Annotated in this window: 12 protein-coding genes; 7 read left to right on the top strand and 5 right to left on the bottom strand. The window is 69.8% G+C overall.

Annotated features, from left to right (window positions below; all coding sequences use genetic code 11):
- The first annotated feature begins 42 nt into the window (after positions 1–42).
- Complete coding sequence (locus tag AB0H87_RS29340) at positions 43–309, top strand: aldo/keto reductase (RefSeq protein ID WP_360152593.1); 267 nt, start codon at positions 43–45, stop codon at positions 307–309.
- Positions 310–406: 97 nt separating this feature from the next.
- Here the strand turns inward: AB0H87_RS29340 and AB0H87_RS29335 are convergent, their stop codons facing one another.
- From AB0H87_RS29335 to AB0H87_RS29325, 3 genes are all read right to left on the bottom strand, one after another.
- Positions 407–1,063 carry a formylglycine-generating enzyme family protein gene (locus AB0H87_RS29335; protein ID WP_360152590.1) on the bottom strand — a complete coding sequence of 219 codons (657 nt, stop codon included), beginning with the start codon at positions 1,061–1,063 and terminating at the stop codon, positions 407–409.
- On the bottom strand, positions 1,063–1,668 hold the full coding sequence (locus tag AB0H87_RS29330; RefSeq protein ID WP_360152587.1) for a pentapeptide repeat-containing protein: 606 nt from the start codon (positions 1,666–1,668) through the stop codon (positions 1,063–1,065). Before AB0H87_RS29330 ends, AB0H87_RS29335 begins: the two co-directional genes overlap by 1 nt.
- A 66-nt stretch (positions 1,669–1,734) precedes the next feature.
- Positions 1,735–2,949, bottom strand: coding sequence for an NADP-dependent isocitrate dehydrogenase (locus AB0H87_RS29325; protein ID WP_360152585.1), 1,215 nt, complete (start codon positions 2,947–2,949; stop codon positions 1,735–1,737).
- 298 nt (positions 2,950–3,247) lie between these two features.
- Between AB0H87_RS29325 and AB0H87_RS29320 the strand changes: the two genes are divergently transcribed.
- Positions 3,248–3,898 (top strand): MBL fold metallo-hydrolase, encoded by a 651-nt coding sequence (locus tag AB0H87_RS29320; RefSeq protein ID WP_360152582.1) that lies wholly within the window; start codon positions 3,248–3,250, stop codon positions 3,896–3,898.
- Position 3,899: 1 nt separating this feature from the next.
- Here the strand turns inward: AB0H87_RS29320 and mdh are convergent, their stop codons facing one another.
- Both mdh and AB0H87_RS29310 read right to left on the bottom strand, forming a co-directional pair.
- Positions 3,900–4,850 (bottom strand): malate dehydrogenase, encoded by a 951-nt coding sequence (gene mdh, locus AB0H87_RS29315; protein WP_360152579.1) that lies wholly within the window; start codon positions 4,848–4,850, stop codon positions 3,900–3,902.
- Positions 4,851–4,919: 69 nt separating this feature from the next.
- Positions 4,920–6,035, bottom strand: a complete 1,116-nt coding sequence (locus tag AB0H87_RS29310; RefSeq protein WP_360152576.1) for a peptidoglycan DD-metalloendopeptidase family protein — start codon at positions 6,033–6,035, stop codon at positions 4,920–4,922.
- 488 nt (positions 6,036–6,523) lie between these two features.
- Between AB0H87_RS29310 and AB0H87_RS29305 the strand changes: the two genes are divergently transcribed.
- From AB0H87_RS29305 to AB0H87_RS29285, 5 genes are all read left to right on the top strand, one after another.
- Positions 6,524–8,167, top strand: a complete 1,644-nt coding sequence (locus AB0H87_RS29305; protein ID WP_360152573.1) for an ABC transporter substrate-binding protein — start codon at positions 6,524–6,526, stop codon at positions 8,165–8,167.
- Positions 8,168–8,277: 110 nt separating this feature from the next.
- Positions 8,278–9,204 (top strand): ABC transporter permease, encoded by a 927-nt coding sequence (locus AB0H87_RS29300; protein WP_360152570.1) that lies wholly within the window; start codon positions 8,278–8,280, stop codon positions 9,202–9,204.
- Positions 9,197–10,147, top strand: coding sequence for an ABC transporter permease (locus AB0H87_RS29295; protein WP_360152567.1), 951 nt, complete (start codon positions 9,197–9,199; stop codon positions 10,145–10,147). Before AB0H87_RS29300 ends, AB0H87_RS29295 begins: the two co-directional genes overlap by 8 nt.
- A complete protein-coding gene (locus tag AB0H87_RS29290) occupies positions 10,144–11,280 on the top strand; it encodes an ABC transporter ATP-binding protein (RefSeq protein ID WP_360152564.1) in 1,137 nt (378 codons plus the stop codon). Before AB0H87_RS29295 ends, AB0H87_RS29290 begins: the two co-directional genes overlap by 4 nt.
- On the top strand, positions 11,273–11,650 hold a 378-nt coding region (locus AB0H87_RS29285; RefSeq protein WP_360152561.1), incomplete at its 3' end, for an ATP-binding cassette domain-containing protein. The genes AB0H87_RS29290 and AB0H87_RS29285, both read left to right, overlap by 8 nt.

Raw genomic sequence — 11,650 nt, 5'->3', positions numbered from 1 at the left:
CAGCACGGCGAGCCTTGACGCGCCGCGGTCCACAACACCTATGTGGTCGACGCCGTCCGCGAGATCGCGGACGCGCGCGGCGCCTCGATGGCCGCCGTCGCGCTGGCCTGGCTGGCCGACGCGCCCGCGGTCACCTCGGTGATCCTCGGCGCCCGGACGATCGAACAGCTCGACGACAACCTGACCGCCGGCGACCTGGTGCTCGACGCCGCGGAGCGGGACCGCCTCGACAAGGCCAGCGCGCCCCGCGTCGCGGACTACCCGTACGGCCAGGCCGGCGTCGACCAGCGCGGCCGCCGCCTGCCGTAGTCAGCAGGTCGAATGCGGGCCGGCGGCGGGTAGTCCTGCGGAGGCAGCAGGCCGCACGCGGTCGAGCTCGGCTCGGCCGCGAGATAGCGAAACGGTCCTAGCCCGGGAGTGACACCCCTGCGTTTCGGGCCACCCGGAAGCCCACGTCGTCGACCTGGAACGTCGGGTGGCTGCGCCGCCGGACCGAGGCGCGGCAGCTCCACTGCTCGTCGAACCAGCCGCCGCCGCGCAGGACCCGGTAGGTGCCGTAGACCTCCGCGTCGTAGACGTCCCAGCACCAGTCCCACACATTGCCGAGCATGTCGTGCAGGCCCCAGTCGTTCGGCCGCCGCCGGCCGACCTCGTGGATCCGCTCGCCGGAGTTGCCGCGGTACCAGGCGATCTCGTCGAGCGGGCCGTAGCGCGGGCCGGTCGTGCCGGCGCGGCACGCGTACTCCCACTCGGCCTCGGTCGGCAGCCGGTAGCCGTCCGCGGACCGGTCCCACGAAACCTGCTCGCCGTCGACCGCGTAGGCCGGCCGCAACCCTTCGGCGGCCGACCGGGCGTTGCAGTAGCGGACCGCGTCGAACCACGACACGCTCTCCACCGGCAGCCGGTCACCGACCGCCGCGCTCGGCCGCGAGCCCAGGACATCGGCGTACGACGCCTGCGTCACCGGAACCGCGGCCAGCTGGAAGGCGTCGACGTCGACCGACCACGAGCGCCGCGTGCGCCGGTCCGCCAGCGTCACCCGTCCCGCCGGCAGCGGCATCATCACGTGGCTTCGACGATCGCGCCGTAGCTGGTCGCCACGAGGGCCGCCTGGGCCAGGTCGATCCGCGCGCCGGTGAGGTCCAACTCGGTGAAGTCGATGTTGCTCAGGTCCGCGCCGCGCAGGTCGGCGCCCTTCAGCAGCGCGGCGCGCAGGCGGGCGCCGGCCAGGTCGGCGCCGCGCAGGTCGCACTTGGTCAGGTCGGCGTCGCCGAGGTCGGCGTCGCGCAGCTTGACGCCGGCCAGCGACACCCCGGCCAGCTTGGCGCCCCGGGCCACGACGAACGACCAGTCCCCGCCCGCGACGGTCAGCGGACGCAGGTCGCAGTCGTCGAAGGTAGTGCCGGTCAGCTTGCAGTCGTCGAGCCGCGCGTTGAAGAACGCGGACTTGCGGATCGTGCAACGCAGCAGTGCGCACCGGGTGAGCACCGCGCTGCTGAACTTGACCATCGACAGGTCGCATTCGACGAACCGGCAGGCGGTCAGCTCGGCCTCGGTCAGGTCGACCTCGTCGAACGCGCAGCCCTCGAACGTGACCCGGTCGAACGGGTCGAGCGCCCAGTCCTCGACCGCGAACCGCTCACCGGTGAAAGTCGCCCCCGCATCCATGGCGCCCAGCATGCCAAGAGACCCACCCGCACGGCAGCGGCGGGTGGGCCTCCGGCAGAAAAGAGATCAGGCCAGCTTGCGGGCCAGGTTCTCGTCGAGCGCGTTCATGAACTCGTCGGTGGTCAGCCACGGGGCGTCGCGCGAGATCAGCAGGGCCAGGTCCTTGGTCATCTGGCCGCCCTCGACGGTCTCGATGCAGACCCGCTCGAGCTTGTCGGCGAACTCGGTGACCGCGGGGGTGTTGTCGACCTTGCCCCGGTGGGCCAGGCCGCGGGTCCAGGCGAAGATCGACGCGATCGGGTTCGTCGACGTCTTCTCGCCCTTCTGCCACTGCCGGTAGTGCCGGGTGACCGTGCCGTGCGCCGCCTCGGCCTCGACGGTCTTGCCGTCCGGCGTCATCAGCACCGAGGTCATCAGGCCCAGCGAGCCGAAGCCCTGCGCGACGGTGTCGGACTGCACGTCACCGTCGTAGTTCTTGGCGGCCCAGACGAAGCCGCCCTCCCACTTGAGCGCGGCGGCGACCATGTCGTCGATCAGCCGGTGCTCGTAGGTGATGCCGGCGGCCGCGAACTCGTTCTTGAACTCGGCGTCGAAGACCTCCTGGAACAGGTCCTTGAACCGGCCGTCGTACGCCTTGAGGATCGTGTTCTTGGTCGACAGGTAGACCGGGTACTTGCGCTCGAGGCCGTAGCGGAACGAGGCCCGGGCGAAGTCGCGGATCGACTCGTCGAAGTTGTACATGCCCATCGCGACGCCGCCGCCGGGGAAGTCGGCGATGTCGAACTCCATCGGCTCCGAGCCGTCGGCCGGGGTGTAGGTGATCGTCACGCGGCCGGGGCCCGGGACGACGAAGTCGGTCGCCTTGTACTGGTCGCCGTGGGCGTGACGGCCGATGACGATCGGCTTGGTCCAGCCGGGGACGAGCCGCGGCACGTTGGACATGACGATCGGCTCGCGGAACACGACGCCGCCGAGGATGTTGCGGATGGTGCCGTTGGGCGAGCGCCACATCTTCTTGAGGCCGAACTCCTCGACCCGCGCCTCGTCGGGGGTGATGGTCGCGCACTTGACGCCCACGCCGTGCCGCTTGATCGCGTTGGCCGCGTCGACGGTGACCTGGTCGTCGGTCGCGTCGCGGTGCTGGATCGACAGGTCGTAGTACTCGAGGTCGACGTCGAGGTACGGCTGGATCAGCTGCTCGCGGATCTGCTTCCAGATGATCCGGGTCATCTCGTCGCCGTCGAGCTCGACGACCGGGTTCGCTACCTTGATCTTGGCCATCGGCCGGCGCTCCTCTCGGACTTCTCGTTAGCAGTACGAGCGTACTGCATATGCGATTTGCCCTTGGCGCCTGGTCCTCCGGACGGCGCAGATCAAGACCTAATGCCCAGGGGAGGGGCACTCGCATCCGCCCTCTGCGTGGCACCATCAGGCGATGCCCCTCCAGCGCCAGGTCGGAGAAGCCACGATCATCGCCCTATCCGACGGCGAAGGTCCCTTCTTCGAGTCCCGAACGAAGGCATTCCCCACCGCAACACCGGATGATTGGCGCAAAGCGGACGAAGCCGATCCGTCCTCGGTGACGGCCGGCGGCGAGTGGCTCCTGCGCTTCCGGTGCTTCGCGATCCGGCTGGGCCGGCGCACCGTGCTGGTCGACGCCGGCATCGGCCCGGCCGACTCGCCCGCCGCCGCGTGGGCCCCGGTCCCCGGTCGGCTCCCGGCCGCGCTCGACGAGGTCGGCATCCACCCCGACGAGGTCGACACCGTCGTCCTGACGCATCTGCACACGGACCACATCGGCTGGGCCGTCACGGCCGGCGCGCCGTTCTTCCGCAACGCCCGCTACCTCATGCAGCAGGTCGAGATCAAGACCATCGAGGAGCACGGGGCACCGGCCGGCACCTACGCGCTTGACCCGCTGCGGACCGCCGGCCAGCTCGACGGGATCGAGGGCGAGCATCGGCTGGCGCCGGGCCTGCGGGTCATCCACACCCCGGGCCACACGCCCGGCCACCAGTCCGTGCTGCTGGAGACGGGCGACGACACGGTCCTGATCACCGGCGACCTGCTCGTGCACGCCGTGCAACTGGTCGCGCCGGAGACGGCGTACACCCACGAGATGGACCCGGACCTGGCCCGCACCACCCGCGTGGCGCTCCTGCGGGACGCCCGCGAAAAAGGGGCCACCCTGGCGGTTCCCCACCTGGGTGACCCCTTCGTCAAGCTGTAGCTCAGAGGTTCGCGACGTCGCCCTGCTTGGCGCGGACCGCCTCGGCGGCCTCGCCCAGGGCGGCCCGCTCCGACTCGGTGAGGTCGGTCTCGACGACGCGCTTCACGCCGCCGGCGCCGATCTCGGCCTCGACACCCAGGTAGACGCCGTTGATGCCGTACTCGCCGTCGACCCAGGCGCAGACCGGCAGCACCGCGCCGCTGTCCTGCGCCACCGCGCGAGCCATCCGGGCGGCCGCGGCCGACGGGGCGTAGTACGCCGAGCCGGTCTTGAGCAGCGCGACCACCTCGGCGCCGCCGTTGCGGGTGCGGACGACCAGCTCGTCGATCTTCTCGGCCGGGAGCAGCTCGGCGAGCGGCTTGCCGTTGACCGTGCACTGCGAGGGCACCGGCACCATCGTGTCGCCGTGCGAGCCCAGCGTCAGCGTCTTGACCGTGCCGACCGGGACGGCGAGCGCCTCGGCGACGAAGTTGCTGAAGCGGGCGGTGTCGAGCATGCCGGCCTGGCCGAGCACCCGGTTCTTCGGGAAGCCGGTGGCGATCTGGGCGAGCGCGGTCATCTCGTCGAGCGGGTTGGACACGACGATCACGACCGCGTCGGGCGCGTGCCGGGCGACCTGCTCGGAAACGCCCCGGACGATCTTGGCGTTGGTCTCCAGCAGGTCCATCCGGCTCATGCCGGGCTTGCGCGGCAGGCCGGCGGTGATCACCACGATGTCCGAACCGGCGATCTTCTCGTAGCCGGAGCCGTCGGTGCCGGTGGTGACACCGACGACCTGGGTCTCGAAGCCCTCGATCGGCCGCGACTGGTTCATGTCGAGGGCGAGACCCTCGGGCTTGCCGTCGATGATGTCGGTGAGCACGACGGTCTCGAAGACGTCGTACTCGGCCAGCCGCTGCGCCGTCGTCGAGCCGTAGAAACCGGCACCGACGACGGTGACCTTCTTGCCCATGGTCGCCTCAACTCCCTGTTACCGGCAGATTTCCCGCGACCGTATCAGCGCCGGTCAGGACAACCCCGGCTAGGGGCACAAGCCGTTCAGCGGGTCACTGCGGCCGGTCCAGAGGAAGGCGTCGCTGATGTAGCTGCCGTCCTTGAGCCGGGTCCAGAGGTTGGTCGTTCCGAGCCGGCCGGTGTGCAGCTCGCCCCGGACCGAGCACACGATGTCGACCGTCTCGCCGTCGGCGATCGAGCCGACCTGGGCGTAGCTCGTGGCGGGACCGGAGCGCTGGATGGTGCTGCCGCCGCCGTCCGTGTCGACGATGCCCTGGCGGAAGCCCAGCCGACCGTAGTTGTAGAGCCCGTCCCCGACGTCGGCCCGCGCCGAGCCGTGCAGCGCGTACCCCTCGTAGAGAGCGCCGCTCTGCTTGATCACCCACTTGCCGATCGCGTGCCCGTCGATCGCCACGTACTTGTTCTTGTAACGGAGCGAGAAGTGCACGTGGGCGCCGGTCGACGAGCCGCCGCAGGAGACGTCGTTGCCGATGTTGCCGAGGAACACCCCGTCGCCGATCCGCTTGCCGCTGACCTTGATGTTGCCGGAGAGGTGGTAGTAGTCGGTCGCCCACCCGCGGTCGTGGATGACCCGGATCCACCCCTTTCCGGACGAGCACATCGTGTACGCGAGCCCGGCGCGGGCCGAGAGCACCTTGCCGTCGCCGCCGGACAGGTCGATCGAGCTCCGGACGGTGGTGCTCATCCGGTGCGGCCCGCCGGTGAGGGTCCAGGTCTGGCCGTTCGCGTACGGCAGCCGCAGGCCGGTGCGCCGGTCGAGCGCCTCGGCGCGGTCGAGGTCGACGCCCAGCACGCGGCGCTCCTCGGAGCTGAGGATCGGCGCCTGACCGGCGAGGACGGCGAACCTCGGCTCCCCCTCCAGGGCGGCGGTCCAGCCGTTCGTGTCGCGGTGCGCGATGAACAGCCATCCCTCCGGGTAGGCTCCCTCCACCTTGGCGGCCGCGAGCACGGCGGTGCCGAAGCCCCACTTGCCCGTGCTGCGCCCGGCGATGGTGACCTGTGGCTCGGGCGCGGGGACCTTAGTCGTCGTGCTGCGGTTGATCAGCAGCTGCCGGACGACGTCGGCGAGGTCCGATCTCGGGCCGGCGTGTGCACCTCCGGCGACTCCGAGGGATGCGATCAAGGCGGATACAAGGGCAGATGCGGCTATTGCGATGCGGAGTCGCATAACACGATGATCGGAAATTAGGGCATCCGGGTCACGCCGCCACGCCGGGTATGAGGTTTTTGACAGGTTCGCCCACATTGGCCGGCGGCCGTAGGCGCCTCATCGCCCTGCTCCGGGGCACCGCTCACAATGGGTAGTCGCCCGCTCGCGAGAGCCCGGCGGCATGTCGGACTTATCCGTCTTATGGACGGGCCGTTTTGGTCCGAATCCTAGGGCATAATTTTCCCCGGTCCACTCCTGACCTTGCGCAGAGTGGCAGCTCCACAACAGACGAAGAGCTTGACCCGCAACACCTGGCAGACCGGCGCCGTGACCTCGTCGTGATCCGCCGGTTTGGCTCAGGGAGTCGGTTGACTTACCTTTGCCGTCGTTGCACTGCGTCACCCGACCGGTGGCGCGTCGACCCGCGCGCGAGCACGAGCAAGTGCCACCAAGGAGGCTCCATGCAGGTTCGCAGGCTGATCGCCGGAACCGTCGTTCCCCTGGCCGTCACCGCCGGTCTCGTCGGATGCAACAGCGGGGACTCGGCGAAGACCGATCCCAACGGTGTCGTCAGCATCCAGATCTCCGAGCCTCAGCACATGACGCCGAGCGACAGCAACGACGCCAGCGGCATCCAGGTGCTCTCCGCGCTCTACGCCCCACTCGTCAGCTACGACGAGAGCTTCAAGCCCGTCCCCGACGCGGCCGCTTCGATCGACTCCAAGGACCACAAGACCTGGACGATCAAGCTCAAGGACGGCTACACGTTCCACAACGGCGAGAAGGTCACCTCGCAGAACTACATCGACGCCTGGAACTTCGCGGCGTACGGGCCGAACGCGCAGAACAACGGCTACTTCTTCAGCCGCATCGCGGGTTACGGAGCCACCCAGGTCGACAACACCAAGGACCCGGACGGCCCCGACGGCCCGGAGAAGGCCCCGCCGCCGAAGGCCAAGACGATGAGCGGCCTCAAGAAGATCGACGACCTGACCTTCGAGGTCACGCTCTCGCAGCCGTTCACGGAGTTCGAGACCGTCCTCGGCTACAGCGCGTTCTACCCGCTGCCCAAGGCCGCGTTCGAGAGCGAGGGCGTGCTCAAGAAAGACTTCGAGAGCGCGCCGATCGGCAACGGCCCGTTCATGATGAACGGCAAGTGGGAGCACGACGCCAAGGTCGAGGTCGCCAAGTACGACGCCTACCCGGGCGCGAAGCCCAAGGTCGGCGGCGTCGAGTTCCGCATCTACCTGCAGCCCAGCGCCGCGTACGCGGACGTGCTCTCGGACAACCTCGACGTGATCCCGCAGATCCCGACGGAGAGCATCCCGACCGCGCCCGACGACCTTGGCGACCGCTTCCAGCGCAGTTCGGCGTCGCAGTTCCAGTTCCTCGCCTTCCCGACGTTCGAGCAGGACTTCGCCAAACCGGAGATCCGCAAGGCCATCTCGAAGGCGATCGACCGCGACGAGATCGTCCGGTCGGTCTTCAAGGGCTCACAGCAGTCGGCGCGGTCGTTCGTGTCCCCCGTCGTCGCCGGCTACCGGGAGAACACCTGCGGTGACGCCTGCGTCTACGACCCACAGGCGGCCAAGGCCCTCTACGAGGCACAAGGCGGCCCGGACAAGATCCAGCTGACCTACAACGCGGACGGCCCGCACAAGGACTGGATCGACGCGACCTGCAACCAGCTCAGCGCGAACCTCAAGATCCAGTGCACCACCGTGCCGGAGGCGAAGATCGCCGACCTGCTGGACAAGGTCGAAGAGAAGAAGAACGTCGGCATCTTCCGCCTGGGCTGGACGATGGACTACCCGTCGATGGAGAGCTACCTCGGCCCGCTCTACTCGTCCACCGGCTCGTCGAACTACTACGGCTACAGCAACAGCCAGTTCGACTCGCTGGTCGCCGAGGGCAGCGCGGCGTCGACGCCGGAAGAGTCGATCGACAAGTACCAGAAGGCCGAGGACATCCTGGCCAGCGACCTGCCGGTCATCCCACTGCGGTTCGCGCAGAACAACTACGGCTTCTCGACCCGCGTCCAGGACGTGGAGGTCGACCTGTTCAGCCGGATCAACCTCAACAAGATCGAGGTGCTCGGCAACTGACCACGTGCACCGCGCGACCGCCGGTCCTTTCCGGGACCGGCGGTCGCGGTCCATCCGGGGACGCGAGGTAAGTTCATCCCCCTGACCCCGGCGCACAGAGACTGGCACGCATGGCTCGTTACATCATCAGGCGTCTGCTCCAGATGGTCGTCACCTTCGTCGGGACGACCTTCGTGGTGTACGCGCTGATGTTCGCGAACCAGAACGACCCGCTCCAGGCGCTCGCCGGCGACCGGCCGGTCAGCGAGAACGTCCGCCAGGTGCTCACCGAGCAGTACCACCTCAACGAACCGTTCCTGGTGCAGTACGGCTATTACATGCGGGACCTGCTCACCGGCGACCTCGGCCGCACACTGACGGGTCGGGAGATCGGCGACGTCATGTCCGACGCCTGGCCGAACACCATCAAGCTGGCGCTGCTCGCCCTCTTCTTCGCCACGTTGTTCGGCATCGCCGCCGGCCTGATCGCGGGCCTGCGCCGCGGCAGCATCTTCGACAACACCACGCTGGCGCTCACGCTCGTGGTGGTCGGCCTGCCGATCATCGTGCTGGCCCCGATCGCCCAGCTCCTGTTCGGCGTCAAGCTCGGCTGGTTCCCGACCACCGCGGGCGCCCGGCCCAGTCTCTACGGGCTGATCCTGCCCGCGCTCGTGCTCGGCGCTGCCTCGACGGCGACCATGATGCGACTGACCCGGGCCTCGGTGGCCGAGAACGTGCGCGCCGACTACGTGCGCACCGCCCGCGCGAAGGGGCTCTCCGCCCGCCGGGTGGTCGCCGTGCACGTGCTGCGCAACTCGCTGATCCCCGTCATCACCCTGATCGGTGTCGACCTCGGCACGCTGATGGCCGGCGCGATCGTCACCGAGGGCGTGTTCAACATCCCGGGCGTCGGCTCCAAGCTCCTGCTCGGCATCCAGACCGAGGACGGCCCGCTGGTCGTCGGCTTCGTCAGCGTGCTGGTCATCGTCTTCCTGGTCACGAACCTGCTCGTCGACCTGCTCTACGCCGTACTCGACCCGAGGATCCGGTATGAGTGACCTCGAGATGGCGGCGACCAGCGAGCTGGGTGCCCGACCGCCGGCCGGCTCGCCGCCGCCCTCCGGGGTCGCACCCGCGCCGAAGACCCGCAGCCTGGCCGCGGACGCCTGGCACGACCTGCGCCGCAACTGGATCTTCTGGGTGGCGGCCGCCCTGGTCGTGCTGGTGATCCTGATGGCGGTCGCGCCGGGGCTCTTCAGCTCGGCCGACCCGACCGCGTGCACCACCCGCCGGCAGTTCGCCGGCCCGTCCGGCGGCGCGATCCTCGGCTACGACTTCCAGGGCTGCGACGTCTTCTCCCGCACCGTCCACGGCGCCCGGGCGTCGGTGCTGGTCGGCCTGTTCGCCGTGCTCCTGACCGGGGTGATCGGTCTGGTCTTCGGCATGCTCGCCGGCTACTTCGGCGGCTGGCTCGACGCGCTGCTGTCCCGGGTGGTCGACGTCGTGCTCGGCATCCCGCTGCTGCTCGCGGCGATCGTGCTGAGCAAGCGGCTCGCCGCGGACCGGCAGGGCTCCGGCATCGCGACCGTGGTCATCGTGCTCGGCATCCTCGGCTGGACGACCGCCGCCCGGGTCATGCGCTCGTCGGTGCTGACCGCCCGCCAGCAGGACTACGTCGCCGCGGCCCGGATGCTCGGTGCCGGCCCGCTGCGGATCATGTGGCGGCACATCCTGCCCAACGCGCTCGCGCCGTTCATCGTGGTGCTGACCATCGCGCTCGGCACGTTCATCGCCACCGAGGCCACGCTGTCGTTCCTCAACATCGGCCTGCGCCCGCCGGCGATCTCGTGGGGCATCGACATCGCCACGGCCGGCAAGCACGTGCGCGAGGCGGCTATGCCGCTGATCGCGCCGTCGCTGTCCCTCACCCTGACGGTGCTCGCGTTCATCATGCTGGGCGACGCCATCCGGGACGCCTTCGACCCGAAACTGCGCCGATGAGCTACCAGTACCCGCGCCATTCCGAACACACCACCGCGCCGGTGGTGGCCGGCTGGGACGACGACCGGGCGAGCTGGGACACGCCGACCGCGGCCTGGTCGACCCCGCCGACCCGGGCCCGGGTGGAGCGGCCGCACTCCGGCGAGCACCTGCTCGAGGTGCGCGACCTGCGGATCGAGTTCGACACCCGGGACGGCGTGGCGCGCGTGGTCAACGGCGTGTCGTTCCACGTCGACCCGGGCGAGACGCTGGCCATCCTCGGCGAGTCCGGCTCCGGCAAGTCCGTCACCGCCCAGGCCGTGCTCGGCATCCTGGACACTCCCCCGGCGGTGGTCCGCGGCGGCCAGGTGCTGTTCGGCGGCGAGGACCTGCTGACCGTCGCACCGGAGCGCCGCCGGCAGGTGCGCGGCCAGGAGATCGCGATGGTCTTCCAGGACGCGCTCTCCGCGCTCAACCCGGTCTACCCGGTCGGCTGGCAGATCACCGAGGCGCTGCGCTCGCGGCGCGGGGTCAGCAAGGCCGACGCCCGCCGGCGCGCGGTCGAGATGATGGACCTCGTGCAGATCCCGGGCGCGTCCCAACGGGTCGACGACTACCCGCATCAGTTCTCCGGCGGCATGCGGCAGCGCGTGATGATCGCGATGGCGCTGGCGATGCGGCCGAAGGTGCTGATCGCGGACGAGCCGACCACGGCCCTGGACGTGACCGTGCAGGCGCAGATCATGGACCTGCTGGCGACGCTGCGGGCCGAGCTGGAGATGGCGCTCATCCTGATCACGCACGACCTGGGCGTGGTGGCCGACGTCGCGGACCGGATCACCGTGATGTACGCCGGCCGGGTCGTCGAACACGCCGACGTGCACACGTTGTACGGCGCGCCGGCCCACCCGTACACCCGTGGCCTGCTGGCCTCGGTGCCCCGGCTGGAGCGCCGTGGTCAGGGCCTGCACTCGATCAGCGGCACCCCGCCCAACCCCGTCGCGATCCCGGAGGGCTGCGCGTTCCACCCGCGGTGCCCGTACGCCCAGCAGATGTGCCGGATGACGGCGCCGACCCTGCTCCGGATCGGCCGCCTGGACCGGGCCAGCGCCTGCCACTTCCCGCCGGAGGCGCTCGATGCCCGTCATGCCTGAGCCGATCCTGCGGGTCGAGAACGCGGTCAAGCACTACCCGATCACCCGCGGCGTCGTGGTGCCCCGGAAGATCGGCGCGGTCAAGGCCGTCGACGGTGTCAGCTTCGACCTGCGCCCGGGCGAGACGCTCGGCCTGGTCGGCGAGTCCGGTTGCGGCAAGTCGACGCTGGCGAAGCTGCTGATGCGGCTGGAGTCGCCGACCGCCGGCCGGGCGTACCTCAAGGGGCACGACCTGTTCCGGATGCGGGCCAGCGACCTGCGGCGGCTGCGGCGCAGCATGCAGATGGTCATGCAGGACCCCTATACCTCGCCAGATCAGGCTGACCAGGATGCCGAACGCGGCGACCCACGAGTAGCGCGCGGGCAGGCC

The sequence above is a fragment of the Asanoa sp. NPDC050611 genome, assembly GCF_040654855.1.
Classification (GTDB): domain Bacteria; phylum Actinomycetota; class Actinomycetes; order Mycobacteriales; family Micromonosporaceae; genus Asanoa.
The sequence above is the reverse complement of the archived record's forward strand: the minus strand, read 5'-3'. Positions and strand labels throughout refer to the sequence as shown.